Origin of the sequence: Haloarcula rubra (assembly GCF_019599465.1) — an archaeon.
GTDB classification, from domain to species: Archaea; Halobacteriota; Halobacteria; order Halobacteriales; family Haloarculaceae; genus Haloarcula; species Haloarcula rubra.
In genome coordinates, this window is the sequence record NZ_RKLR01000001.1 from 332,548 (window position 1) to 358,255 (window position 25,708).

24 protein-coding genes are annotated in these 25,708 nt (G+C 68.9%); 15 read left to right on the forward strand and 9 right to left on the reverse strand.

Translation table 11 applies throughout. The features are described 5' to 3' along the window. Positions 1 to 69 precede the first annotated feature (69 nt). The 5 genes from EGH21_RS24355 to EGH21_RS01885 all read left to right on the forward strand — a co-directional run bounded on the left by EGH21_RS24355 (position 70) and on the right by EGH21_RS01885 (position 4,353). A complete protein-coding gene (locus tag EGH21_RS24355; protein ID WP_268899037.1) occupies positions 70 to 198 on the forward strand; it encodes a hypothetical protein in 129 nt (42 codons plus the stop codon). Between the two features lie 103 nt (positions 199 to 301). Next, positions 302 to 1,141, forward strand: a complete 840-nt coding sequence (locus tag EGH21_RS01870) for a 2,3,4,5-tetrahydropyridine-2,6-dicarboxylate N-succinyltransferase (protein ID WP_220616773.1) — start codon at positions 302 to 304, stop codon at positions 1,139 to 1,141. 243 nt (positions 1,142 to 1,384) lie between these two features. Next, the gene (locus EGH21_RS01875) at positions 1,385 to 1,918 is read left to right on the forward strand and encodes a hypothetical protein (RefSeq protein ID WP_236035357.1); all 534 of its coding nucleotides are present in this window, start codon (positions 1,385 to 1,387) and stop codon (positions 1,916 to 1,918) included. A gap of 51 nt (positions 1,919 to 1,969) precedes the next feature. Beyond that, positions 1,970 to 3,205, forward strand: coding sequence for a diaminopimelate decarboxylase (lysA, locus tag EGH21_RS01880; RefSeq protein ID WP_220616774.1), 1,236 nt, complete (start codon positions 1,970 to 1,972; stop codon positions 3,203 to 3,205). Next, positions 3,202 to 4,353: a M20 family metallopeptidase gene (locus EGH21_RS01885; protein WP_220616775.1), complete on the forward strand. Its 1,152-nt coding sequence runs from the start codon at positions 3,202 to 3,204 to the stop codon at positions 4,351 to 4,353. The genes lysA and EGH21_RS01885 overlap by 4 nt, the downstream gene beginning before the upstream one ends. Here EGH21_RS01885 and EGH21_RS01890 read toward each other — a convergent pair. Together EGH21_RS01890 and EGH21_RS01895 are read right to left on the reverse strand one after the other, a co-directional pair. Continuing rightward, positions 4,345 to 4,965, reverse strand: coding sequence for a phosphoribosyltransferase (locus EGH21_RS01890; protein WP_220616776.1), 621 nt, complete (start codon positions 4,963 to 4,965; stop codon positions 4,345 to 4,347). The two genes, EGH21_RS01885 and EGH21_RS01890, sit on opposite strands and share 9 nt — an antisense overlap. Positions 4,966 to 5,003: 38 nt before the next feature. Beyond that, complete coding sequence (locus tag EGH21_RS01895) at positions 5,004 to 6,314, reverse strand: MFS transporter (RefSeq protein WP_220616777.1); 1,311 nt, start codon at positions 6,312 to 6,314, stop codon at positions 5,004 to 5,006. Positions 6,315 to 6,485: 171 nt separating this feature from the next. Between EGH21_RS01895 and EGH21_RS01900 the strand changes: the two genes are divergently transcribed. Beyond that, a complete protein-coding gene (locus tag EGH21_RS01900; RefSeq protein ID WP_220616778.1) occupies positions 6,486 to 6,713 on the forward strand; it encodes a HalOD1 output domain-containing protein in 228 nt (75 codons plus the stop codon). A 24-nt stretch (positions 6,714 to 6,737) separates the two neighbouring features. Here EGH21_RS01900 and purB read toward each other — a convergent pair whose 3' ends face one another. The 3 genes from purB to EGH21_RS01915 all read right to left on the reverse strand — a co-directional run bounded on the left by purB (position 6,738) and on the right by EGH21_RS01915 (position 9,918). Continuing rightward, positions 6,738 to 8,120, reverse strand: a complete 1,383-nt coding sequence (gene purB / locus EGH21_RS01905; RefSeq protein WP_220616779.1) for an adenylosuccinate lyase — start codon at positions 8,118 to 8,120, stop codon at positions 6,738 to 6,740. A gap of 45 nt (positions 8,121 to 8,165) precedes the next feature. After that, positions 8,166 to 9,113 (reverse strand): PrsW family intramembrane metalloprotease, encoded by a 948-nt coding sequence (locus tag EGH21_RS01910; RefSeq protein WP_220616780.1) that lies wholly within the window; start codon positions 9,111 to 9,113, stop codon positions 8,166 to 8,168. Positions 9,114 to 9,369: 256 nt separating this feature from the next. Beyond that, positions 9,370 to 9,918, reverse strand: coding sequence for a hypothetical protein (locus EGH21_RS01915; protein WP_220616781.1), 549 nt, complete (start codon positions 9,916 to 9,918; stop codon positions 9,370 to 9,372). A 141-nt stretch (positions 9,919 to 10,059) separates the two neighbouring features. Here EGH21_RS01915 and purH point away from each other — a divergent pair, with 141 nt between their 5' ends. The 5 genes from purH to folP all read left to right on the forward strand — a co-directional run bounded on the left by purH (position 10,060) and on the right by folP (position 16,686). Next, positions 10,060 to 11,640, forward strand: a complete 1,581-nt coding sequence (gene purH / locus EGH21_RS01920) for a bifunctional phosphoribosylaminoimidazolecarboxamide formyltransferase/IMP cyclohydrolase (protein ID WP_220616782.1) — start codon at positions 10,060 to 10,062, stop codon at positions 11,638 to 11,640. A 105-nt stretch (positions 11,641 to 11,745) separates the two neighbouring features. Continuing rightward, entirely contained in the window at positions 11,746 to 12,705 is a 960-nt protein-coding gene (locus EGH21_RS01925) for a formate/nitrite transporter family protein (protein ID WP_220616783.1), read from the forward strand. Positions 12,706 to 12,742: 37 nt separating this feature from the next. Beyond that, positions 12,743 to 13,279: a hypothetical protein gene (locus EGH21_RS01930; RefSeq protein WP_220616784.1), complete on the forward strand. Its 537-nt coding sequence runs from the start codon at positions 12,743 to 12,745 to the stop codon at positions 13,277 to 13,279. An 80-nt stretch (positions 13,280 to 13,359) separates the two neighbouring features. Continuing rightward, positions 13,360 to 14,130 carry a hypothetical protein gene (locus EGH21_RS01935; RefSeq protein ID WP_220616785.1) on the forward strand — a complete coding sequence of 257 codons (771 nt, stop codon included), beginning with the start codon at positions 13,360 to 13,362 and terminating at the stop codon, positions 14,128 to 14,130. A 114-nt stretch (positions 14,131 to 14,244) separates the two neighbouring features. Continuing rightward, positions 14,245 to 16,686, forward strand: coding sequence for a dihydropteroate synthase (gene folP / locus EGH21_RS01940; protein ID WP_220616786.1), 2,442 nt, complete (start codon positions 14,245 to 14,247; stop codon positions 16,684 to 16,686). On the opposite strand, the gene EGH21_RS01945 is transcribed toward folP, so the two are convergent. After that, the gene (locus tag EGH21_RS01945; protein ID WP_220616787.1) at positions 16,679 to 16,861 is read right to left on the reverse strand and encodes a hypothetical protein; all 183 of its coding nucleotides are present in this window, start codon (positions 16,859 to 16,861) and stop codon (positions 16,679 to 16,681) included. The genes folP and EGH21_RS01945 overlap by 8 nt on opposite strands. A 136-nt stretch (positions 16,862 to 16,997) precedes the next feature. Between EGH21_RS01945 and EGH21_RS01950 the strand changes: the two genes are divergently transcribed. After that, entirely contained in the window at positions 16,998 to 17,606 is a 609-nt protein-coding gene (locus EGH21_RS01950; protein WP_220616788.1) for a class I SAM-dependent methyltransferase, read from the forward strand. Here the strand turns inward: EGH21_RS01950 and EGH21_RS01955 are convergent. Together EGH21_RS01955 and EGH21_RS01960 are read right to left on the reverse strand one after the other, a co-directional pair. Next, positions 17,603 to 19,462 carry a DEAD/DEAH box helicase gene (locus tag EGH21_RS01955; RefSeq protein WP_220616789.1) on the reverse strand — a complete coding sequence of 620 codons (1,860 nt, stop codon included), beginning with the start codon at positions 19,460 to 19,462 and terminating at the stop codon, positions 17,603 to 17,605. The genes EGH21_RS01950 and EGH21_RS01955 overlap by 4 nt on opposite strands. A gap of 57 nt (positions 19,463 to 19,519) precedes the next feature. After that, positions 19,520 to 20,578, reverse strand: coding sequence for a glycosyltransferase family 4 protein (locus tag EGH21_RS01960; RefSeq protein ID WP_220616790.1), 1,059 nt, complete (start codon positions 20,576 to 20,578; stop codon positions 19,520 to 19,522). Positions 20,579 to 20,659: 81 nt separating this feature from the next. Between EGH21_RS01960 and EGH21_RS01965 the strand changes: the two genes are divergently transcribed. Together EGH21_RS01965 and EGH21_RS01970 are read left to right on the forward strand one after the other, a co-directional pair. Then, positions 20,660 to 22,456 (forward strand): S9 family peptidase, encoded by a 1,797-nt coding sequence (locus EGH21_RS01965; RefSeq protein WP_220616791.1) that lies wholly within the window; start codon positions 20,660 to 20,662, stop codon positions 22,454 to 22,456. A 160-nt stretch (positions 22,457 to 22,616) separates the two neighbouring features. After that, positions 22,617 to 23,102 carry an NUDIX domain-containing protein gene (locus EGH21_RS01970; protein WP_220616792.1) on the forward strand — a complete coding sequence of 162 codons (486 nt, stop codon included), beginning with the start codon at positions 22,617 to 22,619 and terminating at the stop codon, positions 23,100 to 23,102. Here the strand turns inward: EGH21_RS01970 and EGH21_RS01975 are convergent. After that, positions 23,099 to 24,157: an NAD(P)-dependent glycerol-1-phosphate dehydrogenase gene (locus tag EGH21_RS01975; RefSeq protein WP_220616793.1), complete on the reverse strand. Its 1,059-nt coding sequence runs from the start codon at positions 24,155 to 24,157 to the stop codon at positions 23,099 to 23,101. The two genes, EGH21_RS01970 and EGH21_RS01975, sit on opposite strands and share 4 nt — an antisense overlap. A 457-nt stretch (positions 24,158 to 24,614) precedes the next feature. On the opposite strand from EGH21_RS01975, the gene EGH21_RS01980 reads away from it, so the two are divergent. Further along, a complete protein-coding gene (locus EGH21_RS01980) occupies positions 24,615 to 25,679 on the forward strand; it encodes a DUF7973 family transport facilitator (protein ID WP_220616794.1) in 1,065 nt (354 codons plus the stop codon). The last annotated feature ends 29 nt before the right edge of the window (positions 25,680 to 25,708 follow it).

The window sequence follows — 25,708 nt, forward strand, 5'->3', positions numbered from 1 at the left end:
TTCACGACCTTATACAGTTTCGCCAATATATAGCATAGCCTTATACGACGCTACGCCGGACCAGCAGGTATGGCTACGAACCACAGCAGTCGACTGCCAGCGTCGAAGTGCCCGCACTGTTCCGGCGAGTTCGAAATCGCGACCAGCGTCGGTCTCTGTCCCGACTGCGGCTACGTGCCGGGACAGGGCGCGGACTGAGACGCTCACAGTTTGCGGACCCGATTTCCCCAGCAGGTGTCGTCGCCGCGACCGGTCGAAATCCCCGGTCGCTATACGTTCGGAGGCGGTACCGACGCCCAAGATGCTCGGACAAGACCTCGAACAGAACATCGGGGACCTCTGGACAGCGTACGAACAGGGCGCGACAATCGACGACGTCGAACCGCCGCAACTGGACACGCTCGACGAGTTCCTCACCGCACTGGAGAACGGCGACGTGCGCGCCGCTGAGAAGGTCGACGGCGAGTGGGAGGCCAACGAGTGGGTCAAGCAGGGCATCCTGCTCAACTTCGCCTTCCGGGAGACCCACAGCCGAGAGTACGGCGACGTCGAGTACCACGACGTGCTCCCCCTCCGGGACACCGGTGACCTCGGCGAGCGCGGCACTCGGAACACCCCGGACGGGACGACCATCCGCCGCGGCGCCTACCTCGGCGAGGACTGCATCATGATGTCGCCCTCCTTCGTCAACATCGGGGCCCACGTCGGCGACGGCACGCTCGTCGACTCCTGTGACACCGTCGGCTCCTGCGCCCAGATCGGCGAGAACGTCAAACTCGGCGCGAACACGCTCATCGGTGGCGTCCTCGAACCGGTCGAGAGCGCTCCGGTCATCGTCGAGGACGACGTCTCGCTGGGTGCTGGCTGTCGCGTGACCAGCGGGTTCGTCGTCGGCGAGGGGAGCGTCGTCGGCGAGAACACGCTCCTGACCCCGCGCATCCCCGTCTACGACCTCGTCGAGGACGAGGTTCTCTACGGCGAACTGCCGCCCGAGCGCCGGGCCTTCCAGCGCTTCGTCGACTCCTCGGTCGGCGAGAACGACCTCATCCCCGGCGGCGCGTACAAGCCCGCCGTCGTCGCCACCGACGTCGAAGAGGAGACGCTGGAGGCGACGGAGCGAGAGGACGCGCTTCGGGACTAACGAGGGGCGAACGGAGCGAAACCCCCGAGAAACGACGCGGCGACCCCAGCGAACCGCGTCGCAGTAGCGAGACTTGGACGGAAGGCTACGTCTCGAAAACGGCGACAGACGGACGGCGTGAGTAGGGAGCGCTGACAGGCCACCGTCTCCAGCGAGTGGACGAGCGTAAGCGCGCGTTACCCGCACGGACGCCGGCGTGCACTATCTGTTGCATATTTGTTACCAACCCACATAGTCGTCGGTATGAGCGAGCGACTCGTCACGTCACGGCTCGTCCACTCGCTCCGGTACGAGTGGAGTGCGGGCGTCGCCGGTGGGGCCGTCGCGGGTGTCGGGATGGGTGTCGTGTTCCACGCCGGCGCGAACCTCATGCCGTTCGTGGGCGCACTGTACGGGTGGCCGACGGTCGTCGGTGGCTGGGTCGTCCACCTGCTGAACAGCGTCCTCGCCGGTATCGTGTTCAGTATCATCGTCTCGCACCCGTGGGTAAGCGAGCAGACGGCGAACGTCCGCGAGTGCGTCGCGGCGGGGGTCGTCTACGCCGCCGCTATCGGTCTGCTCTCGACGGGGGTGTTGTTGCCCGTCTCGATGCAAGCGCTGGGCGTCCAGACGTTCCCGGAGCCACTGGTGCCGCTCCCGGGGCTACTCGGGACCTTCCTCGTCGTCGTCTCGGTGGGCGTCGCCCACGTCGTCTACGGCGTCCTCCTCGGGGCGACCTACGCCACCGTTCAGGGGAGACTGCGGGCGGGTGTCGAGACGGCAGAGAGCATGCCGTGAGGAGCTATCGAAGCGGAACCCTTGTTAGCCGCCGTCGCCGACGTTGCGCCAATGAGTCACGACTCGCCGCCGGTCCGCCGTCTCGCGGACTGGGACCACGACCGACTCGGTCGACTCGCGGCCGAACACGGGACGCCGCTGTACGTCCTCGACGTGGACCGCGTCGCCGAGAACTACGAACGGTTCGCGTCGGCGTTCCCCGACGCCCACGTGATGTACGCCGCGAAGGCCCACACTGGCCGCGCCGTCCTCTCGAAACTCCTCGACACCGGCGCCGACATCGAGTGCGCCGCGTGGGGGGAACTCCAGCGGGCCATCGACGCCGGCGCGGACCCCGACACGCTCCAGTACACCGCCGTCAACCCGCCGGACCACGACCTCGACTACGCCGTCGACCTCGCAGAGGACAATCCCGGACTCACCGTCACCGGCGGCGCACGAGACACCTTCGACCGCCTCGAAGCACGCGGCTACGACGGTCGTGTCGCCATCCGCGTCAACCCGGGCATCGGCACGGGCCACCACGAGAAGGTCGCCACCGGGAAGGACGCGAAGTTCGGCATCCCCTACGACCAAGTGCCCGAGGTGGCCGAAGACGTGGCCGAGGGGTTCGACCTCGTCGGCATCCACGCCCACGCCGGGAGCGGCGTCCTCCACGACGACCTCGACGACCACTGCCGCGCTATCGGGAAAGTCGCGGACATGGGCCGAAAAGTCGAGACCGAAGTCACGCCGCTGGAGTTCGTGGACTTCGGCGGCGGGTTCGGCGTCCCGTACCGCGAGGACGAGGAGCCACTCGACATGCAGGTCGTCGGTGAGAAGGTCCGCGACGCCGTGGGCGAACTGGACGCCCAGATAAAACTGGAACCGGGCCGCTACGTCGTCGCCGACGCGGAATGCATCCTCACCGAGGTCAACACCGTCAAGGAGACGCCCGCGGCCACCGTCGTCGGCGTCGACGCCTCGCTGGCGACGCTCATCCGCCCGGCGATGTTCGGGTCGTACCACCCGATTCGGAACGTCACCGCCCCCGACCGCGAGGCAGAACCAGTCTCGGTCGGCGGCCCCTGCTGTACGAGCGCCGACGTGTTCTGTACAGACCGGCCAATCGCCCGCCCGGAGCGCGAGGACCTGCTGGCCATCGGCAACGCCGGCGCGTACGGCTACGAACTGGCCAACCAGTTCCACTCGCAACCCCGACCGGCCGAGGTGGCTATCGAGGGCGGCGAGACGCGGGTGGTCCGCGAGCGAGAGACGCTCGACGACGTGACCAGTCTGGAGCGATGAGTTCGACCTACGACATCGCCGCGTTCCACCGCCGGGCCGTCGAGACAGACTCCACCGAGTCCGTCGTCGAGATGCGTGACGTCCTCGTGGAGACACTCGAATCGGCCGGCGTCGACCCGACGCTCGACGACGTCGGCAACGTCGTCGCCACCGTCGGCGCGGCCGACCACGAGGCCGCCGCGAGCGCCGACACGCATCTGGTCCTCAACACGCACATCGACACCGTGCCGCCACACGTCCCCTACGAGCGCCGGACCGAACGGCCCGGTGACGAGGCAGTCGACGGGAGCGAGGACGCGGGCGAGGGCGACGTGGTCTGTGGCCGCGGGTCGTGCGACGCGAAGGGACCGCTCGCGGCGTTGCTGGACGCCTTCCTCACCGTCGACCCCCACGACGGCGCGGTGACGCTCGCGGTCTCTATCGACGAGGAGACCACCCAGACTGGCGGCGCACACCTCGCAGAGACCATCGACGCCGATGGCGTCATCGTCGGCGAACCGACGGGACTGGACGTGTGTACCGCCGCGAAGGGGCAGTTCGAGGGAACGGTGACCATCCGCGGCGAGAGCGCCCACGCCGCCGACCCGGGGAGCGGCATGAACGCGATTCGTGCCGCCGCACCGATTCTGCAAGCGATGGAGAGTTACGACGAGCGCGAGGGACCGGACGACCACGAGACGCTGGGCCGCCCCATCCTGACGCCGTCGATGGTCGAGGGCGGCGAAGCGACCAACCAGGTCCCCGCCGAGTGTACCATCACGTTCGACCGGCGGAGCGTCCCGCCGGAGACGAGCGCCGAGTTCTGCGCCGATCTGGAGGACCACCTGCGCGAGTGGCTTCCCGCGTCGATGGGGCTGGACGTGTCCCTCATCCGCCCCGACACGCCCTTCCCCGAGGCGTTCGCGACTGACCCCGACGCGGAACTGGTCCGGACCCTGCAGGCGGCCAGTGGCGGCGCTGTCAGGCCGTTCGAGGCGGCCACGGAGGCCTCCTACTTCGCTCAGCACGGCCCCACCGTCGTGTTCGGGCCGGGCGTCCTCACCGACGACGTGGGCGCCGTCGCGCACTCGAAGCGCGAGTACGTCAGGCTCTCGGACGTGCGAACCGCCGCTCGCGCGGTGCGCGAGACGGTCGAGCGGCTAGTCTAACAGCGCCATCGCTGCCTCGTCGGTGACCTGCGAGAAGTCACGGTAGAACTGCCCGACGGCGCTGAAGTTCGCCGGTTCCTCTATCGTCACGACTCGCTGGGCCGTCCGTTCCAGCGACCGGGCGGTCTCCGGCGAGGAGACGGGGACGGCGACGACGACGCTCGCCGCCCCGGCCTCCCGGACCCGTTCGACGCAGGCCCGCATCGTCGCACCCGTCGCGAGGCCGTCGTCGACGACCAGCACCCGTTTGCCGGCCACGTCGAGGGGCGGTCGGTCGCCCCGGTAGCGGTCGAACTTCTCCTGTGCCGCTCGTTGTTCGTGTTCGGTCTGTTCTTGGAGGTACTCCGTCGTGAGGTCCAGCGAGCCGACGAGCGAGTCGTTGCGCCACGCAGTTCCGTCGTCGGCGACGGCGGCGACGGCCAGTTCGGGATTCCCCGGCGCACCGACTTTCCGCGCGACGACGACGTCCAAAGGCACCTCCAGTGCGTCCGCGACGGGGCGTGCGACGGGGAGGCCGCCTCGCGGGACGCCCAACACGATGTCGGCGTCGACGCCCTGCCGCCGGAGTTCGTCGGCGAGTCGCTCACCGGCGTCCGTGCGGTCTGCGAACATGTCAGAAGCTACGACGGTCTGGGGCTTAACGCTCGCGGTCAGTCCTGCGGGGAGGGTCGCGGGGACTCCTCGCCGACGGCCAGCGTCTCCTCGACCTGCCAGTAGGTCAGGCCGAGCGCGAACAGCGCCATCGCTGCACCGACGGTGAAGGGGGTGCTGAAGCTTCCGAGGTTGAACAGCACCCCGGACGCGAGGGGGCCGACGGCGACGCCGAGGCCGAAGGCCATCGTCAGCACCGACAGCGTCGTCCCCGACCCGCGCGCCCCCGCGAGGTCACCCGCCAGCGCCAGCGACGGCGCGAACACGAGGGCGACGGCGATACCCTGCACGAACCGCGCGCCGAGCATCAGCCACGGGTCGGTGACGACCCCCTGTACGTAGACGGCCGGGACGAGGACGACGAACCCGGCGACGACGAACGGTCGGCGACCGAACCGGTCGCTCGCCCGGCCGATGGGGACCTGCAGGAGGACGTTCGCGATGACGACGGCCGCGAACTGGACGCTGAACATGAACGTCGACTCGTCGAGTCGCATCCGAATCGGACCCTCCAGCGTCGCGAACAGGGCGATGGTCGTCGCCATCATGAACGTGCCGACGCCGAGGACGAACACCGAGTCCAGTCCGTTCCCGTCCGGGTCCAGGACGGCGATAGAGAGGTCCTTGCTCGCGGCGTCCTCGGCGACGGGCGGGTCCTCGATGAGGAGTGCCACGAGCGCGAAACTGACGACAGCCCCGAGGACGGCGACGGCGAACGCGGCGGTGAACCCGGAGAACGTGACGCCCCCGAGGACGTAGGAGACGACGCCCTCCGCGCCGAGGCCGCCGGTGATGACGACGCCCGCGACGATGGGGCCGAAGCCGAACCCGATGAGTCTGAACGTGTTGAAGACGCCGAAGTTGCCGCCGCGTTCGCTGTCGCTCTCGGCGTAGTCGTTGACGAGGGCGATGGTCGCGGGGATGGTAAAGGCCGCGCCGACGCCCTGAAAGGCCCGGGCCGCCAGCACTGACCAGTACGAGGTGAGGAAGGGGTAGGCGGCGCTCCCGATAGCGAAGAGGACCAGTCCCGTGAGGACGAACGCGCGGCGGCGGCCGGTCCGGTCCGAGAGCCGTCCGGTGAGCGGTTGGCCGAAGGAGTTCAACAGACCGAACAGCGAGAGCACCAGTCCGATGAGCGTCTCCTGTCGGAGGACGAACCCGAACAGTTCGGTCCCGGCGATGCCCGCCAGCGTCACCTGTCCGCTGGCGATGTAGAGGGGGAGGACGATGATGAGAAAGGAGTTGCCCAGCGCGTCGGCCATCCGGGCGAACGCCAGCGTCAGGATGCGGGAGTCGGTGCCGAGAACCATCGGCCGAACGGACGGTCGGACGCCACCTCAGCGTTCCGTTCTCCCGTCGCCGACCGGGCGCAGTACACGCGCGGTCCACGCGCTCTCTCAGGTGGTGTGTGCGTCGAACTGTCCCCGTAAGGCACACTTACGGCCACCAGAGATTCAAAGGACCAGTCGATACCGGGCGGTATGGGTTCAGACGACCAGTTGAGCAACAGAGTGGTGATGGCCGTCGCAGAGGCGGAGGGCGTCGAGCCGACGGAGCTCCCGGAGACGCTCTATCCCACCATCGACGGCGACGCACTGGACGCGCTCTTCTGTGAGGCCCCCGGCAGCGTCACCTTCGAGTACAGCGGCTACGAGGTGACCGCCGACAGCGACGGCGACGTCTCGGTCGTGCCGCTCGAACGAGCGTGAGACGGCCACGCCGTCGACGGCACCCTACGCGTCCTCGGCCAGTTCGGCCGCGAGACCCGTATAGCCTGCCGGCGTCAGCGCCTCCAGTTCGGCGCGCACCGACTCCTCGACGTCGAGGTCGGCGAACATCTCGCGGAAGTCCGCGATAGTCACGTCCCGGCCCCGCGTGGCCTTCTTGACCTGTTCGTAGGCGTCGTCGTGGCCCTCGCGACGGAGGATGGTCTGGACGGCCTCGCCGATGATTTCGGGCGTGGCGTCGAGGTCCTCGCGCATCACCTGCTCGTTCGGAACGACCTTCGCGAGGCCGTTCTGACACTTACCGTAGCCGACGAGACAGTGGGCGAACGCCGCGCCGATGTTGCGCTTGACCGTCGAGTCCGAGAGGTCACGCTGGAGGCGGGAGTTCGTGACGTAGTCCCCGAGGAAGACGAGGTCGGAGTTGGCCTTCGAGAGGTTCCCCTCGCTGTTCTCGAAGTCGATGGGGTTGACCTTGTGGGGCATCGTCGAGGACCCCGTCTCGCCCGCGACGGTCTCCTGTCCGAGGTAGCGGTCCGAGACGTACAGCCACATGTCGAGGTCCATGTCCAGCAGGACGTTGTTCGCGCCGCGCAGGGCGTCGAACAGTACTTCGAGGTCGTCACAGGGATTGACCTGCGTGGTCAACGGTTCGTGCTCCAGTCCGAGCGACGCGACGAACGACTCGGCGAACGCCGGCCAGTCGACGTCCGGGTAGGCCGCGTGGTGGGCCGCGTACGTCCCCGAGGCGCCGGCGAGTTTCCCCGAGAGGTCGTCGGCGGCGCGTTCGACCCGCGCGATGGCCCGCCCGAGACGGGAGGCGTAGACGGCCATCTCCTTGCCGAACGTCGTCGGGGTCGCCGGCTGGCCGTGCGTGCGGGCCAGCATCGGCACGTCGCCGTACTCGTGGGCCATCTCGACCAGCGCGTCCCGAATCTCGCGCAGTTCCGGGACGAGAACGTCCTCGGCGGCCGGCTTGACGAGCAGTCGGTGCGCGAGGTTGTTCACGTCCTCGCTCGTGAGGCCGAAGTGAATCCAGTTGTCGGCGTCCAGTCCCTCTGGCATGCCCAGCCGCAGGAAGTACTCGATGGCCTTCACGTCGTGGTTGGTCGCGGTGTACTCGCCGTACCCCTCCGTCTCCAGTCGCTTGACGACGTCGGCGTCCTCGTCGTCGAACTCCTCGTAGAGGCCCCGGAGCGTCGCTCGCTGGTCGGCGTCGACGGAGAGCGGCGTCGCGTCGAGGTCGGCGAGCGCCAGCAGATACTCCACTTCGACTCGCACGCGAGCGCGCATCAGCGCCCGCTCGCTGGCGTACGGGACGAGCGGTTCGGTGTAGCGGGCGTACCGCCCGTCGAGCGGCGACACGGCGGATAGTGGCCCTCTCTCGGTCATGTTCGACCCTCCGAGGGAGGCGCGAAAAAGCGTGTCGCTCTCGGGTTACGCGCTCGTCGCGCGCTCGTAGTGGTCGTGGTACCGCCGGAGCTTTCGGTACAGCAGGTAGCCGACGGCGGCGTCGAAGGCGACGACGAAGCCGACGAAGACGACCGCGTTCCACGGCACCAGCCGCGGGAGGTAGGTCACGGAGGTGTTGTAGACGGCGTGGATGAGCGCCGCGACGACGATGCCCTTGACGACGATTGGGCCGGCGTCGTCGGGGTTGAACTTCGCCAGCCCGAGGTAGTAGCCCGCGAACGAGGAGTACAGCACGTGGCCGGGGCCGACGAAGGCGCGACTGGTGGCCGTCTGGAGCGCCGCCGCGATGGGCTCGGCGCTCTGGCTGGCCGCCCGCGTGTACCCCTGTGAGATGTACAGCGCGTTCTCGATGGTCGCGAAGCCGAGGCCGGCGACGGCGCCGTACACCACGCCGTCGACGACGGCGTCGATGGTGCCGTAACCGCCGACGCGAATCGCGAGCCACTTCACCGTCTCCTCGATGGGGCCGACGACGACGAAGAAGAACAGTGCCATCCCGACGACGGGAACCCAGGTGAAGAGTGGCTGGAGCAGCGTGTTGACCAGCGCGGCGATGCTGGCGAAGAGGATGGCGAGGACGAACGTGACCGCGAGCGGTTCGAGCGGCTCGCGCATCGTCGGGTCGCCGTACCAGAGATAGCCGACGATACCCAGTGCAGGGACGACCGACAACGCCCCCAGCACACCGAGTGCCGGCCGTTGAATCGCCAGCAGTACCGTGCCGGCTAGCTGGGCGACGAACAGGACGACGCCGAGTGCGATGAGGAGCCAGCGCCGCGAGGCGTGTAACGCGCCGTAGAGTCTGACCGAGAAGTCGTCGAGCGCAGACCGTGGCTCCCACTCGGCGATATCGTAGAGATCTGTCGACCCGGAGAGTGCTGACGCGACCGGGTCGCTGTCTTGGTCGGGCACGTGCGCCACGTCACGAGGGAGGCACCTCAGACTTTCGACGACGAGACTGTCTGACTCGCCGGTCGCGGCTCCCGTCGCTCCACGCCTTCGATTGTCGCCCCTGCGCTCGTCGAGGGCGCTCGCTATCGCTCACGGGTCACACCGTTCCCCGTTCGCGTTTCGAGACTTCCCACCCCGTTCGGGCGCTTGCTATCGCTCACAGATCACACCGTTCCCCGTTCGCGTTTCGAGACCCCTCACTCCGTTCGGGCTCTCGCTATCGCAGCCACCCGTAATCGGCGTTCGCCTCCCCGAACCGACCGTCCGGCGGGTCGTACCGATAGATGTCTTGTCCGAGCGCGACCCACGCCAGTCCGTACGGGAGCGCCGCCCACGCCGAGACTTCGAACCCGAGGAACGCGACGGTCCCGACGGCCAGCAGGACGCCGAGCCACGGCGGTTCGATGCGGGTCCTGACGAGGCCGACGCTGGTCAGTAGCGACCCGCCCACGAGCGCGAGGACGCCCAGTCCGACGACGACCTCGCCGTTCCCGGTGAGAATCCGGAGCAGTTGGCCGACCGCGAAGACGACGCCGCCGACCGCGCCCAGCCACGCCCCGCCAGTGCCGGGTCGTTTCATGCGTGCGCCGTGGAAGCTCTCGACGGCGTAGTGACCGGCGACGACGCCGAGCGACGAGAGGGCGACGAGCGCCAGAACCCCGTCGCTCTCGCGACCGGTGGCCCCCAGCGCCACGGCCCAGGCGACCCACAGGAGTCCACCGAGCGCCGTGACGGCCCCTGCCCGCTGACACCGAAGCTTCGCCATACCGGCGACTGAACGGGCCGGCTACAAAGGCACGTCGACACGCGGTGACTCGCGTGACAGTCTCGACCGTGTTCGACGTGTACACACACACGCAGCGTTCGTTTCGCAACTACTTTGCACGGCCCCACCACCCACTCAGGTATGAAACTCGCCGGTATGGCCAGCAACCGTGGCCGGAACCTCACGAACATCGCCGACCGCGCCCCGGGTGGGGCGGAGTTCGCCGTCGTGCTGACGAACGACGCCGACGCGCCCGTGCTGGAGGCCGCCGCCGAACGCGGCATCCCGACGGAAGTCGTCGAGCGCGAGGCCGACGAGGCCCGCGCGGCCCACGAGGAGCGCGTCCTCGACGCCCTCTCGGAGTACGACTTCGACCTCGTGGCGCTGGACGGCTACATGCGAATCCTCAGCGAGACGTTCCTCGAAGGCACGCCGACGACGCTGAACGTCCACCCGTCGCTCCTGCCGAACTTCCCCGGGGACGACACCCACGAGCAGGTGCTGGAGTCGGGCGTGAAGGTGACGGGCTGTACCGTCCACGTCGTCGACGAGACGGTCGACGGCGGCCCCATCGTCACGCAGGAACCCATCCCCGTCTTCGAGGGCGACGACGAGGACGACCTGAAGCGACGCGTCCTCTACGAGGGCGAGTTCACCGCCTATCCCCGCGTCGTCAAGTGGTTCGCCGAGGACCGCGTCGATATCGACTGGGAGCGCGGGACCGTCGACGTCGAGGGCGACGAGGGCGGGGCCTTCCCCGCGCGCCGGTTGGTCTCCGACGACCGGGCGGCCGACCTCCGCTACGGGGAGAACCCACATCAGGACGCCGCGCTGTACGCCGACACCACCGTCTCCGAGGCCAGCGTCGTCCACGCCGACCAGTTGAACGAGGGCGCGAAGGCGCTGTCGTACAACAACTACAACGACGCCGACGGCGCGCTCAACCTCATCAAGGAGTTCGAGGAACCGGCGGCCGCGGTCATCAAGCACACCAACCCCGCCGGCTGTGCGACCGCCGACTCGCTGGCCGACGCCTACGCCGACGCGCTCTCGACGGACCCACAGAGCGCCTTCGGTGGCATCGTCGCGCTCAACCGCGAGTGTGACGCCGCCACGGCCGAGCAGATTATCGACTCGTTCAAGGAGATAGTCGTCGCGCCGGGCTACACCGACGCCGCGCTGGACGTCCTCTTCCAGAAGGAGAACCTCCGCGTGTTGGACGTCGACGGCGACTTCGAGGTCACCGACGCGCTGACCGAGAAGCCCCTCGTGGGCGGCCGACTGGTCCAGGAACGGGACACCCAGCACCTCACGGCCGACGACCTCGAGGTCGTCACCGAGCGGGAACCGACCGACGAACAGATAGAGTCGATGCTGTTCGCGTGGCACACGCTGAAACACGTGAAGTCGAACGGCATCCTGTTCGCGAAGGGGACCGAGACGGTCGGCATCGGCATGGGACAGGTGTCCCGCGTCGACGCCGTCCGACTCGCGGCGATGAAAGCCGAGGAACACGCCGAGGGGAAAGACGCCGACGGCGCGGTCATGGCCTCGGACGCCTTCTTCCCGTTCCCCGACGGCATCGAGTACGCCGCCGAGGCCGGCATCGAGGCGGTCATCCAGCCCGGCGGGTCGAAGAACGACGAGAGCGTCGTCGCGGCCGCCGACGAACACGACATGGCGATGGTCATGACCGGTCAGCGCTCCTTCCGACACGACTGAGCGCCGACGAGTGCGGTCTGCGCGGCGTCGACGTTCGCGCCGTGGTCCGGCGGCGTCCGTACGGGTTCAAAAAGGGCTTCACGACCGGCGGCGAATCGACCCACGATGCCGAACGACTCAGACAGAGAGACTGCCGTCCGCGACGCCGTCGACGTCTCACAGAGCGGCGCGCCGGCGGGTGGACACACGATCCGAGACAGGTTCTCAGCGGACGAAATCTTCCAGCGCATCGTCGTCGCCGCGGACGAGGAGATATCTTCGAGCACGCGCGAACTGGTGTTCAGTGGGCTGGCAGCCGGGTTCGCCATCACCGTCACCTTCCTGCTGTACGCGTCGCTGTACGCCTCGACCGACGGCGACCCGATACTGAGTGCGCTCCTGTACCCGCTCGGATTCGTCTTCATCATCCTCGGCGACTACCAACTGTACACGGAGAACACGCTCCCGCCCGTGGCGCTGACGCTGGAACGGCTCGCCAGTCTGCCGGCGTTGATGCGCATCTGGGGGGTCGTCCTGCTCGCCAACCTCGCGGGCGGCTTGCTCGGCGCACTCGCACTGGCCTCGACCGGTGTGCTCTCGCCGGCGGCGGCCATGGCGGCCGAGGGGTTCGCACACAAGGCCATCGAGACGCCGTGGTGGACGCTGTTCGCGAAGGCGGTGTTCGCCGGCCTCATCGTCGCCGGCGTCGTCTGGGTCGACTACTCGCTCCGCGACAGCATCTCACGGCTGGCGCTCGTCTACGTCTCGTTCCTCGCCATCCCGTTCGGGAACCTCTACCACGTCGTCGTCTCCGCCACGGAGATGCTGTACCTCGTCTTCGTCGGCGAACTCGCCCTCGCCGTCGGCGTCACGCAGTTCGTCGTCCCCGTGTTGCTGGGCAACTCCATCGGCGGTGTGGTGCTGGTCACCGTCGTCAACTACTTCCAGACCACCGAACGCCGTCTGGAGACGGCCCGGGAGGGTGGACAGAAGCGTCAGCTGACGCTGCGAGAGTGGGTGCTGGGCCCCTTCTCCGAGTCGGGTCGCTCCTACGTCCCCGTCAACGGGCACGGCGAGGACCGATGACCAAAGCCATTTGACCCGACTGTGACTAGGTGCGTGTGTGAACTGGGTCGCCGAAAACCGCCACTTGCTGTTGTTCGCCGGCGTCGTCCTGACGACGCTTGGGACCGCCGGCGTCGCCATCGTGGGCCTCGTCGCGACGCTGTCGACGCTCGTGACCGGGGGCCCGATTCTGGGCGTCGTCGCCGCGTGGGTCCTCGGAACGCTCGTCCTCGCGGGTCTCGACGTGCTCTGTCTCGCCGCGCTCCTCTCCGAACTCGCCAGCCGAGCGTCACTGCCCGAGAGTCAGCGCGCGGCCGACTTCTTCCACCGGGTCGAGTCTGCCGTGCCGCCACTCGCCTCTCTAGAACTGGGGGACCGATTCGAACCGTCCGTCGAAGCGCGCCGGGCCGAACTCACCGAGCGCTACGTCGACGGCGACCTCTCGGAGGCGGAACTCGAAGCGGAACTGCAGGCGCTGTTGAACGAGGCGGACGGGACGGCGGTCGGTCCCGACGAGATATCGCGAGAGGACGCCGTGCAGGCGGCCGAGCGGCGTGCCCGCGACGACGACCGAGAGGTCGAGACGGAGACGTAGCGGCGACGGGCGTCGGCCAGTGGATGGTCCCCGACCCGTGGTCACGCGGATTTAAATCACGTCCGGCCGTCGGTCGTGGTATGGCCGACTACACGATTCTCCGTGTCGACGTGGACGCCGGCGTCGTCGCGCGGGTACTGGACGCGGTTCCCGGCGTCGCCGTCGCCGAGTCCGAGGCGTCGACGGTGGCCGACGAGGCGGTCACAGAGACTGCGCCCGCAGGCAGTCGGGACGCCACGGCGACGACAGAGTGCGGCCCGGACGCCGACACAGGGGCCGAGGAGGAAGCGCCGTCGGCACTCCGAGAGTGGGGGCTGCTCGGCGTCGGCGTCTCGCTGGTCCTCCTCGGGATAGCGACGGTCGGTATCTGGTGGTACCGCCGGCGTGACGGTGGCGACGACGAGACGCTCCCGAGCGGAGAGACACCACCTCCGGCCACGAGCGTCGCCGGACCGACTGCGGGGCCGACCGGCGGAGCGACGACGGCCGCCGGGCCGAGTTCGGCCACGACGGCGACTGACGAGGCCGAGGAGACACCGGCACCGGACGACTCGGCGACGACGCGCGACGAGTCCGTCGCGAGCACCGTCCTCGACGAGGACCCGGCGCCCGAGGAACCCGAACCGAGGGGGCGGACCGAGGACCGTTCGGACGTCGAGTGGGCGCCGAAGGACGCCCCGGCCGGCGGGACGGAGGCCGACAGCAGCGAGGCGGAGACGGCCGACGAACCGTCCCCGCGGCCCGGTACTGCCGGCGAGGTCGACGTCGCGCCGTTGCTCGGGGTTGCGTTCCTCGCAGTGAGCGGGGCCGTCGTCCGGTGGATAGAGGGGCGCGAACGCGAGGAGCAGTAGCGTCCGGCCGGGCTGTGTCTATCGGCGCTCCGACGGCGTCGTGTCGAGTAGGTCCTGTGGCACGGTTTCCTGTCGGTCCGACAGGCTAAAGCGCGCGGCTCCGATACTCCGGGCATGGAGTTCCACGAGGCCGCGAACTTCCTCTTCGAGTTGCGCCGGTTCCCGTCGGGAGCCGGTACCGACGCCACACGGGGCCTGTTGTCCGCCGTCGACGACCCACACGAGGGCCTCCGCTGTGTCCAGATAGCCGGCTCCAACGGGAAGGGGTCGACCGCCCGGATGGTCGAGCGGTCCCTCCGGGAGTCAGGACTTGACGTCGGCCTCTACACCTCGCCGCACCTCGACGACGTGCGCGAGCGCATCCGGGTCAACGGCCGGAAAGTGCCCGAGACCGCACTTGTCGAGTTCGTCGAGACGGTCGCACTGTACGTCACCGAGCGCGGCGCAGACGGCGAATCGCCCACGTTCTTCGAGACGCTGACCGCCTTCGCCCTCTGGGAGTTCGACCGGCAGGACGTCGACGTCGCCGTCCTCGAAGTCGGCATCGGCGGGCGGTACGACGCTACCAGCGTCGTCGACCCCGTCGCGAGCGCGGTGACCTCCGTGACACTCGAACACACGGACATCCTCGGGGACACCGTCGAGGAGATCGCCCGCGACAAGGCCCACGTCGCACCGGACGACGCGCCGTTGGTCACCGGGACGACGGGCGACGCCCTCGACGCGGTCCGCGAACAGGCCGGCGACGTGGTGACCGTCGGCGACGGCGACGACGCCGACGTGACCGTCACCTACGGCGGCCGAGACGGCCTCGAAGGCGCGGTCACCGTCGACGGCCCAGACTGGCACGTCGACACGCACCTCCCGCTACTGGGCGAGCACCAGGCCCACAACGCTGGTATCGCGGCGACGCTCGTCCGACAGGTCGCCGACGTAGCGCAGGCGGACCTCGAACGCGGTCTGCGAAACGCCCACTGGCCGGGCCGCTTCGAGGTGATGGGCGAGGCCCCGCTGGTCGTCCTCGACGGCGCGCACAACCCCGGCGGCCTCGAACGGACCGTCGAGACGCTCGACTCGTTCGACTACGACGACCTGCACGTCGTCGTCGGCGCGATGGTCGACAAGGACCACGCCGGCGCCGCCGAGGCGCTGTCGGTGGCCGACCACGCTATCGCCTGTGAACCGGACGTCGACCGGGCCGAGAGTCCGGCGGTCGTCGCCGAGGCGTTCCGGACCGCCACCGACGCCGACGTGGAGACGCGCCACGACGTGGCCGGTGCCCTCGGGATGGCACTGGACGCCGCAGACGACGGGGACGCCGTCCTCGTCACCGGGTCGCTGTACGCCGTTCGGGAGGCCCGCACGCGCTGGTCGCGCACGATGGTCCCGAAGCGCGTCGACTCCGTCGAGGAGTCCCGGGAGACCATCAAGGCCGCGCACGTCACCGACGCCGGCGCGTGGCGGATGCGCGGGAAGGGCGTCCACCGCGTCCTCCGGACCCGCGTGCAACCACGACAGGCCCAGTACCTCAAGGAGGAACTGCTGTCGCTCGGTGGCGAGTGTGCTATCTCCGGGCTGAACGACCAGGACGAGGAGCGCGTCGACGTCGTGACGATGGCGACGATGGCCCACTACCGCCGACTGGCCGACAAACTCGACGGCCAGCCCTACGGCCTCTCGACGTTCGCCGACGAACTGCGCGAGGCGCTGGACATCCAGCAACCCGACGACTCGCGCGGGTACCCGTGGGACGACGGCACGGCCGTCATGGGCATCCTCAACATCACGCCGGACTCGTTCCACGACGGCGGCGAGTACAACGCCGTCGAGGACGCCGTCGCTCGCGCCGAGCAGATGGTCGCCGACGGCGCGGACATCCTCGACGTCGGCGGCGAGTCCACCCGCCCGGGTGCCGACCCCGTCCCGGTCGAGGAGGAGATAGACCGCGTCGTCCCCGTCGTCGAAGCGCTCGCCGACGTGGACGTCGACGTCTCCGTCGACACGCGGAAAGCGGCCGTGGCACGGGCGGCGCTGGACGCGGGCGCGGACATCCTCAACGACGTCTCGGGCCTCGAAGACCCGGAGATGCGACTGGTCGCCGCCGAGTACGACGTGCCCGTCGTCGTGATGCACTCCATCGAGACGCCCGTCGACCCGGACAGCGACATCCACTACGACGACGTGGTCGAGGACTGCATCGACCAGTTGACCGAACGGGTCCTGCTGGCGGAGAAAGCCGGACTGGACCGCGAGCAGATTCTCGTCGACCCCGGCATCGGCTTCGGGAAGTCCGCCGTCGAGAGCTTCGAACTACTCGACCGGCTCCCGGAGTTCCGGGCGCTGGGTTGTCCCGTCCTCGTGGGCCACTCCCACAAGTCGCTGTTCGGCCTCGTCGGCGCGGACCCCGGCGACTGTCTGGAGGCGACTGTCGCGGGGACGGCGCTGGCGGCCGAACGCGGCGCCGACGTGGTGCGGGTCCACGACGTGGCCGAGAACGCCGCGGCTGTCGGCGTCGCCGAGGCGACGCGCGACCCGGAGCAGTTCGACGCTAACTGAACCCGACGACCAAATCGCAGTTCTCGCAGTGCCAGAGCGTCACAGTCTCGTCGTTCACGACGGTCACGGACCCGGTGTCGTCGAGGGTCAGTCGGTGGACGCGGCGGCCGGCCCCGAGGTCGTCCGCGTCCTCGATCTGCGCACCGCAGTCGGGGCAGGTCATAGCGGGGGCCATACCACCGGTACGTGTCGGAGTACCATAGGCGCATCCACAACTCATTGAAACGTCGCGCCCGGCCACAGACTACACAGCTAGCCATCGGTCGACTGGCCGACAGAAGACACTTGCCGCCCGCCGCTGGAGCCGGGCTATGGACCAGCGAGCCGTCGTTCGGTCGGGGTACGACGAGATAGCCTCGGCGTACGCCGCCGAGCGAGACGAGGAGGGGTGCGACCGCGACCACGTCGAGGGACTGGCGTCGACGCTCGGCGACGGCAGTCGAGTCCTCGACGCCGGGTGTGGGGCGGGCACGCCGGCGACCGACGCCCTCGCGGCGCGCCACGACGTGACCGGCCTCGACATCTCGCGCGAGCAGTTGAGGAAGGCCCGGGAGCGACTGCCGGGCGCCAGACTCGTGCAGGGCGACCTCGCCCACCTCCCGTTCCGCGACGGCGCGTTCGACGCCGTCGTCTCCTTCCACGCGGTCATCCACGTCCCGCGCGAAGAACACGCGGCCGTCTTCGCCGAGTTCGAACGCGTCCTCCAGCCGGGCGGACACCTGCTCGTCGCCGTCGGGAGCGAGGCGTGGGCCGGCGAGAACGACGACTGGTTGGACACCGACACCCGGATGGTCTGGAGTTTCTACGGCCGGGAGCGGAACCGAGAGCTACTGGCGGACGCGGGGTTCGAGGTGACGAGCGTCGAGACGGTCCCCGACGAACTCGGCGGGACGTGGACGATAGTGCGGGGCCGTGCCTAGTCCTCTGCCGCCGGCGGGTCGACGGCTTCGGCCTCCGTCTCGTTCACCCGAATCCCCTTCGAGGCGAGGTGGCGCATCTGGCGGCGGACGAAGTCCTCCTCGGTCGTGCCGCGGGTCGCGAGGACGACCATGCGCGCGTCGCCCGCGGGTCGCATCGTCCGTCCGGCGCGCTGCGCGCCCTGTCGACGCGACCCGCCGAGCCCCGATGCGACGACGGCGAGTTCGGCGTCGGGCAGGTCGATGCCCTCGTCGCCGACGCGGGAGACGACCAGCGTCTCGCGTTCGCTCCGGCGGAACTCGTCGAACAGTTTCTCGCGCTGGGCGTGGGGCGTCTCGCCGCTGATGAAGGGGGCGTCGATGGCCTCGCTGATGGCCTCGCCCTGTTCGAGGTACTCGACGAACACCAGCGCCTTCGCGGCGGGGTGTTCGGCGAGCGTGTAGCGTATCTCGTCGACTTTGCCGGTGTTGTTCGCCGCGGCCTGCCGCCGGTCGTGACCCGACGTGGCGGCGTACTCCGAGCGCTCGCCGTCCTCGCCCCACGGGACGAGACGAATCTCGACTTCGGGTTCGGCGACGTACCCCTCGTCGAACAGTTTCCCCCAGTCGGTGCCGATGGGCGGGCCGACGAGCGTGAATATCTCCTCCTCGTCGTCGCTCTCGCGCGTCGGCGTCGCCGTCAGACCGAGGCGGTGTTTGGTCTGGAGGTCGGCACTCCGGCGGTGGATGGGACTCGGGACGTGGTGGACCTCGTCGTAGACGATGAGGCCCCACTTGCGCTGGTCGAACAGTTTCCGGTGGCGGTCCATCCCGGCCGTGCGGTAGGTGGCGATGGTGACCGGCCGAATCGACTTCTCGCCGCCGTGGTACTCGCCGATATCGTCGTCAGAGAGCGAGGTGTGGCGGACCAATTCGTCGTGCCACTGCGTGGCGAGTTCCCGCGAGGGGACGAGGATGAGCGTCTCGCCGCCGATAGCGGCCATCGTCCCCATCGCCGCCACCGTCTTTCCGGACCCCGGTGGCCCGACGAACACGCCCGACCCCTGCTCGGTGAACCGCTCGACCCAGTCGGCCTGATAGTCCCGCAGGCGGAGCAGGAGGTCCATCTCCAGCGCGTCGCCCTCCTCGAGTTCGCGGTCGTCGCGGACGGGGTAGCCGGCCTCGTACAGCGTGCGCTTGACCTCGGCGGTGGCGTCCTCGTTGACCCACGCCTCCGAATCCGAGATGGGGGCGCGCAGGGTCTCCTCGTCGAGTTTCTGCCGGGCGACGTTGCCCATCAGGTCGTCGCTCTCGGCTTCGAGGACGACGTAGCCGTCCTCGTGGGTGTAGAGGCGGAACTTCCGCGCGCGCTCCCACTGACTCGTCACCCACTCTTCGAGGTGGGGCGACCGCTCGCCGAGGACGTCCCGCATCGTCGCGAGCAGTCCCTCCAGCGACTCGTGGGGTGCGGCCCAGACGTCCGCTTCGCGAATCTCGTAGACGTAGCCCCCCGAGCGGTTCGAGTCCTGCAGGCGGGCGAACTGCGAGAGTTGCGCCCGCGTGAACTGGTCGGGGTGCTCGACGACGACCTCGCGGCGGTCCGGGAAGAGGACGACCCGCTCGCGGTCGGTCACCTCCGCGACATCCGTGGGGTACCAGATGGACTCGACCTCGGTCACGTCCTGCCGACGGATCTCTCCGTCGGCCGCGAGCGTTTCCAGCGCCTCGCGGGCCTCGTCGGGGGTCAGGTCGGTCTTTCTCGACAACTCCGTCGCAGTCAGGTGTGGCCGCCCGACGGCGTCGATGGCGTCGTACACCGCGTCGAGTTCTATCGCCGGGCCGGCGGCCTCGTCCTCGTCGGCTGACTCCTCTGCTGTCACTACTCCGTGACAGGGGCCAGAGGGGCAAACGGGTTTCGTCTGGCCGGGCGGGACGACTCAGAAGAAGCCGTGGTCCTCGACCAGTCGGTCGTACAGCGACTCGTACTCCGCTCGCACCGCCTCGTGGTCGAACTCCGAGAGGGATTCGTCGGCGGTCCGGCGCTCCATGTCCGCGGATTCGACTATCTTGTCGGCTATCTCCTGCGGGTTGGTCACGCGGAAGGCCCGGTCGCGCTGTTCGACGAGTTCGTGCGCGCTGGACCCCGCCTGATACTCCACGATACCGATACAGCCAGCCGCGAGCGCCCACAGCAGGTCCGTCGCGAAGTACTCGCGAAAGGCCGTCTGGACGAACACGTGCGCGCCCTTGTAGATGGAGACGCGCCGTTCGACGTCACACGACCCGACGAACTCCACCCGGTCGTCGATGCGCAGGTCGGCGGCCTCCTGTTCGTAGGTCGCACGCTCGGGGCCGTCGCCGACGATAGTCGCCGACCAGTCTTTCTGTCGGAGTTCCGCCAGCGCGAGGAACAGCGACTCCACGTTGGCGCTCTCGTCAAGCGGGTGGGCGTACACCACGTCGACTTCCTCGGCCGGGTCTGCCTCGCGGACGAGGTCCATGTCGATGCTCTCGGGGACGATGGTGGTCCGGTCGTCCGGCGCGCCGGCCTCCCAGAGCGACGTCTGGACGAGTTCCGAGGGCGTGACGAACTGGTCGGGTGCGCGGAGCGACCAGTCGGTCCGGCGGGCCTCGGGCAGGGCCTCGTCGCCGAACCACTCGACGACCAGCGGTGCCCGGGCGAGCGTCCCGCCCAGCGAGGCCGCGAGCAGGACCGACGGCGGCGAGGGAACCGCGTGAATCACGTCGGGGCGGTAGTTCGCGAGCAGTGCGGGCAGGCGCGTACAGAACGAGGGGACGGTCGGCGAGACGGTGACGGCGCGGTAGGTGACGTCCTCGGGAGCGAACCGCTTGTCCAACCCGCCCCACCACTGCGAGCAGAACACCGACACCTCGTGCCCGGCCTCGGCCAGATTGGCGGCGACGCGTTCGACTCGGCGACGCCCTTCGGTGTCCCGGTAGTGACTCGTCTCCATGGCGACGACCGCGACACGCATATACAACCCCTCACCGGGGGTTCTCAAAAAGCCACCCGTTCGCCAGCAAGGGTTTTGGGCGCGCCACCCGTCGGGAGAGGCGTGTACGACTACGACCTCGAACGCTATCTCAACGTCCGTAGCGCCTACGGGGCCTCGGTCTCTCCCGAGGGGACGCTGGCGTTCCTGATGGACACGACCGGCGTCGGGCAGGTCTGGACGCTGTCCGAACCCGGCGCGTGGCCGGACCAGCGGACCTTCTACGACGAACCCGTGAGTTTCGTCGACTACTCGCCGACCCGCGAGGAACTCGTCTTCGGGATGGACGAGGGCGGCAACGAGCGCGCCCAGCTGTACCGGCTGGACGAGGACGGCCGAGTCACCGACCTGACGGCGATGCCCGAGGCCAAACACCGCTGGGGTGGCTGGCGACCCGACGGCGAGGCCTTCGCGTTCGCCTCGAACCGCCGTGACGAGGCCGTCTTCGACGTGTACGTGCAGGACCGCGACGCCACCGGGGACGAGGCCGAACTCGTCTACGAGGGCGACGGCTGGTTCACCGTCAACGGGTGGTCGCCCGACGGCCAGCACCTCGCCATCAGCGAGGCCCATTCCAGTTTCGACCAAGACGTGTACGTCCTCGACGTGGCGACGGGCGAGCGGACGCACCTGACGCCACACGAGGGGAACGTCCGGTACGTCAGCGTCTCGTGGAGTCCCGACGGCGACGCGCTGTATCTGGTCACGGACGAGCGAAGCGACACGCTCTCGCTCGCTCGTCTCTCGCTGGAGGGGGACCTCGACCCCGTTCGTGACGGAGACGGGTGGAACATCGACGGCGTCGCCATCGACCAGGACAGCGGCCGCCTCGCGTACTCCCGGAACGTCGAGGGGTACAACGAACTCACGGTCGGCGAGTTCGACGGACCGACAGCCGTCGAGGAGTTCCCGGCCCCGGACCTACCGGGGGGCCTCGCCGGCGGCGTCGCGTGGGGACCGGAGGCCGAGCAGTTCGCCGTCAGCGTCACCGGCCGCACCGTCAACACGAACGTCTTCGTCGTCGACGCCGAGAGCGGCGAGAGCGAGCGCTGGACGTACGCCTCCACCGCCGGCATCCCGCAGGAGACGTTCGTCGAACCCGAGGTAGTCCGTTTCGAGAGCTTCGACGGGCGGCAGATTCCGGCGCTGTTCTCGCTCCCGCCGGACGCTCCCGAGGGGGAGACGCCGGTCATCGTGGACATCCACGGCGGTCCCGAGAGCCAGCGCCGGCCCTCCTTCGCCGGCCTCACCCAGTACTTCCTCTCGCGGGGCTACGCCGTCCTCGAACCGAACGTCCGCGGGTCGACGGGCTACGGGAAGGCCTACACGCACTTAGACGACGTCGAGAAGCGGATGGACTCGGTGAAAGACATCCGCGCGGGCGTCGATTGGCTCCACGACCACCCGGCGGTCGACCCGAACCGCATCGTCGCCATGGGCGGGTCCTACGGCGGGTTCATGGTGCTGGCGTCGCTGACGGAGTACCCCGACCTGTGGGCCGCGGGCGTCGACGTGGTGGGTATCGCCAACTTCGTGACGTTCTTGGAGAACACCGGCGAGTGGCGGCGTGAACTGCGCGAGGCCGAGTACGGGTCGCTGGCCGAGGACCGCGAGTTCCTCGAATCCGTCTCGCCCATCAACAAGGTGGAGCGCATCACCGCACCGCTGTTCGTCCTCCACGGCGCGAACGACCCGCGCGTGCCCGTCGGGGAGGCCGAGCAGATAGCCGACGAGGTGGCCGACCACGGCGTCCCCGTCGAGAAACTCGTCTTCGACGACGAGGGCCACGGCATCAGCAAGCGGGAGAACCGCATCGAGGCGTACACTCGCGTCGTCGAGTTCCTCGACGAACACGTCTGAGCGAGGGTCGTATATAAATCGGCCTCGAAAGCGCCGTCGTCGACCGCCGGAGGGCGGTGGCACGGTGTCGACGATTCCGCCGCCGTCTGCCGGTTCGTCCGAGTATCCGCGCTGAGAACGATTGATTGGGTTTATACACGGTCCGCCCCAGCCACGGTGCATGGACGTATCCGACCGCTCGCGGGCCCGTGTCGAAGAGCGGCTGACACGGCTCGACGAGGAGTTCGGCTCGCCGTCGGTCACGCAGACGACGTTCGAGGTGGGCGAAGAGAGCTACCAGCGAGCGGTCGAGCAGTCACGGGACGGCCAACTCGACGTCCACGCCATCGTCCGCGACGAGGACGGGGCCGTGATGCTCCGGGAGGGCGACGGGGAGTGGATGCTCCCCCGCGGCCAGACGAGACCCGGCGAGAACGTCGAGACGGCGGCGAAACGCATCGTCCGCGACGCCGCCGGCGTCGACTGTACCGTCACCGACGCCGTGCGAGCGAACATCTCCGGCGTGCGAAACGCCGACGACGAGGACGACGAGACGGTGTATCGATTGAGCGTCGTCTTCACGGCGGAACTGGTCGAAGACGACGAGTCGGCCGGCGAGGCGGTCCGCTGGGACTCGGACCCGGACGCAGTCGGCGAGCTCGTCTAGACGACGCCGGTGACCGTCGCGGCCTCGATGGCGGCTTCTTCGCTCATCCCGTCGCCCAGAATCGTGTAGCGGTCGCGAATCTCGTGGGCCGTCGTCAGCGCCTCGATGACCGTCTCGCGGTCGATGCCGAGGTCCTCCGCGGTCGTCGGCGCGCCGAGCGCGCCGAGGGCGTCACGGACGTCACGCCAGCGCCCATTCGGGCCGCTGTGGAGGTACTCGGTCATGATGGCGCCGACGCCGACCTGATGGCCGTGGAGCGCCGCGCCGGGGGCGATGCGGTCGAGTTGGTGCGAGAAGAGGTGTTCGGCGCCGCTGGCGGGCCGGGACGACCCCGCGATGGACATCGCGACGCCGGAGGAGACGAGGGCTTTGACGACGATCCACGAGGACTCTTCGAGGTTCCGTTTTATCGAGTCAGCGTTCTCGACGAGCATCTCGGCGGTCATCTGGGAGAGGGCGCCCGCGTACTCCGAGTACGGGACGTTCTTCAGTCGGTGGGCGAGTTCCCAGTCCCGCACCGCCGTGTAGTTCGAGATGATGTCGGCACACCCCGCCGTCGTCAGGCGCCACGGGGCCTCGGCGAGGATTTCGGTGTCGGCGACGACGGCCAGTGGCGGTTCGGCCGCGACGCTGTGGCGGGTGTCCCCTTCCGGGACCGACCCGCGCCCCGAGACGATACCGTCGTGGCTGGCCGCCGTCGGGACGGAGACGAACCCGAGACCGAGGTCGTCGGCCGCCATCTTCGTGATGTCGATGGCCTTCCCGCCGCCGACGCCGATGGCGAACCCCGCGTCGGCATCCTCGGCGTGGGCGATGACGCGCTGGACGGCGTCGAAACTCGCCTCCTCGATGACGATTTCGGCCGGGTCGTACCCCGCCGCCGCGAACTGGTCGACGACCTTCTCGCCAGCGACGGCGTGCGGTGTCGGACTGGAGACCACCAGCGGCCGGCCGGAGAGGTGGAGTTCCTCCACGGCGTCGAGCGTCTGGCCGAGCACCCCGTGCCCGATGACGACGTTCCGTGGCAGGCGTATCCACGTGGATTTGTCGAACATACCCGCAACTCTACCCCGTGACGGGAAAATGGTTCGCTCTTCTCAGGTTGTCTCGGGAGCGACGACGCTTCCGAGACCGCGCCGAGAGCCGATACTGGGCCGAGTGAGCCGGGGTCGGTGAGGTGCGTGTCCGCCTCGAAGGCAACGGGTGTGAACAGACGACCGTCAGACCGACGTAATCCCCGATTACTCCGATACTCTGACCACGGTGGCTCTCGCCGACCGTGCCGCCCGGACGCCCGTCGCAGGGTCGGTAACCGGTGGCAAACTATACTGTCAAATAGCGATATTTTTCCAGTCGAGGCGGATATCTGGGTCACCAGCGCCGCCGACACACCTCAGCAATGATAGCGACACACGTCGAATCGAGCGGTCAGGTACCGACGACGGGTCCGACGAGACGTGCCGTTCCGCTGACGATATGGCTGTCCCCGAGAGAACACGGACGGAGCTACCCATGCTGACGACGGTGTTACAGGTCCCGGTGCTGGGCATCGAGTTCTCGACGCTCGTCATCCTGTTCATCGCGGCGTTCGGCGGGGGTGCATTCGGCGCGGCACTCGGGGCGCTCCCGGCGTTCTGTTTCACGGGATTCATGGTCATCGCGGGGGAGGCAGCGGGGTTCGCGCAGGCCGAGTTGGCCGCGAACGTCACCGGTCTGGTCGCCTTCGGCCCGGTGTTCGGCCCCCACATCTCCTTCGCCGGCGGGGCGGCCGCGGCGGCCTACGCCGCCAGAGATAACGAGATGGGTGCCGGGTTCGACTACCACAACGCGAAGGCGATTACGTTCGCGCTGGGTACCGAACCGAGCCACCTCGTCGCCGGCGGGCTGTTCGGTATCGCGGGCATGCTCATCACGCAGTTCTCGGCGGCGTTCGCACTGCCGTGGGACCCCATCGCCGTCGCCGTCACGCTCAGCGCCTTGCTCCACCGCGTGGTGCTGGGATACTCCGTCATCGGCGTCGTCGCCGGCGACGGCCTCTTCGACATGACGCCGTTCGAGCGCGGCGAGAAGCGGCGGGCAGGCGAGGTCGACGGCGACGCGGACAAGGCCGGCGAAGAGCGGTTCGCCGTCGAACCGTGGCTCCCCCACCAGTACGAGTGGAGCGGGGTCGCCCTCATCGGACTGGTTACAGGCATCCTCGGCGGCTACATCTGGTTGCAGACCGGGAGTTACTTCCTCGGCTTCGGCATCAGCGCCGCCTCGTTGACGTTCCTCAACCTCGGCGTCGAGAAGATTCCGGTCACACACCACATGACCTTGCCGGCGTCGACGGCCGGCGCCGCCGTCGTCGCCAGCGACCCGTCCGCCAGCGGCATCCTCGTCGTGGTCGTCGCCGCGGTGTTCGGCGTCTACGGCGCACTGCTCGGCGAAGTGTGGCAACGGATATTCTACGCCCACGGAGACACGCACTGGGACCCGCCCGCCGCGGCCATCACCCTCGCGACGTTCACCATCGCAGTGCTGTACATCGTCGGCGTGTTCCCGGGGTCGGCGTGGGTGCCGGCGCTAGGCGTCTGAACCGGCGGGCCCCGCCCGCTCTCGCCGTC

Excerpts from the sequence above, each read along its gene's own strand:
- EGH21_RS01925 (WP_220616783.1), top strand. The coding sequence starts at position 11,746 with ATGCCGAACGACTCAGACAGAGAGACTGCCGTCCGCGACGCCGTCGAC.
- EGH21_RS24355 (WP_268899037.1), top strand. The coding sequence starts at position 70 with ATGGCTACGAACCACAGCAGTCGACTGCCAGCGTCGAAGTGCCCGCAC.
- purH (WP_220616782.1), top strand. The coding sequence starts at position 10,060 with ATGAAACTCGCCGGTATGGCCAGCAACCGTGGCCGGAACCTCACGAAC.
- EGH21_RS01895 (WP_220616777.1), bottom strand. The coding sequence starts at position 6,314 with ATGGTTCTCGGCACCGACTCCCGCATCCTGACGCTGGCGTTCGCCCGG.
- EGH21_RS01945 (WP_220616787.1), bottom strand. The coding sequence starts at position 16,861 with ATGGCCCCCGCTATGACCTGCCCCGACTGCGGTGCGCAGATCGAGGAC.
- EGH21_RS01915 (WP_220616781.1), bottom strand. The coding sequence starts at position 9,918 with ATGGCGAAGCTTCGGTGTCAGCGGGCAGGGGCCGTCACGGCGCTCGGT.
- EGH21_RS01885 (WP_220616775.1), top strand. The coding sequence starts at position 3,202 with ATGAGTTCGACCTACGACATCGCCGCGTTCCACCGCCGGGCCGTCGAG.
- EGH21_RS01960 (WP_220616790.1), bottom strand. The coding sequence starts at position 20,578 with ATGCGTGTCGCGGTCGTCGCCATGGAGACGAGTCACTACCGGGACACC.
- EGH21_RS01975 (WP_220616793.1), bottom strand. The coding sequence starts at position 24,157 with ATGTTCGACAAATCCACGTGGATACGCCTGCCACGGAACGTCGTCATC.
- EGH21_RS01900 (WP_220616778.1), top strand. The coding sequence starts at position 6,486 with ATGGGTTCAGACGACCAGTTGAGCAACAGAGTGGTGATGGCCGTCGCA.
- EGH21_RS01890 (WP_220616776.1), bottom strand. The coding sequence starts at position 4,965 with ATGTTCGCAGACCGCACGGACGCCGGTGAGCGACTCGCCGACGAACTC.
- purB (WP_220616779.1), bottom strand. The coding sequence starts at position 8,120 with ATGACCGAGAGAGGGCCACTATCCGCCGTGTCGCCGCTCGACGGGCGG.
- EGH21_RS01935 (WP_220616785.1), top strand. The coding sequence starts at position 13,360 with ATGGCCGACTACACGATTCTCCGTGTCGACGTGGACGCCGGCGTCGTC.
- EGH21_RS01950 (WP_220616788.1), top strand. The coding sequence starts at position 16,998 with ATGGACCAGCGAGCCGTCGTTCGGTCGGGGTACGACGAGATAGCCTCG.
- EGH21_RS01870 (WP_220616773.1), top strand. The coding sequence starts at position 302 with ATGCTCGGACAAGACCTCGAACAGAACATCGGGGACCTCTGGACAGCG.
- EGH21_RS01980 (WP_220616794.1), top strand. The coding sequence starts at position 24,615 with ATGCTGACGACGGTGTTACAGGTCCCGGTGCTGGGCATCGAGTTCTCG.
- EGH21_RS01875 (WP_236035357.1), top strand. The coding sequence starts at position 1,385 with ATGAGCGAGCGACTCGTCACGTCACGGCTCGTCCACTCGCTCCGGTAC.
- folP (WP_220616786.1), top strand. The coding sequence starts at position 14,245 with ATGGAGTTCCACGAGGCCGCGAACTTCCTCTTCGAGTTGCGCCGGTTC.
- EGH21_RS01970 (WP_220616792.1), top strand. The coding sequence starts at position 22,617 with ATGGACGTATCCGACCGCTCGCGGGCCCGTGTCGAAGAGCGGCTGACA.
- lysA (WP_220616774.1), top strand. The coding sequence starts at position 1,970 with ATGAGTCACGACTCGCCGCCGGTCCGCCGTCTCGCGGACTGGGACCAC.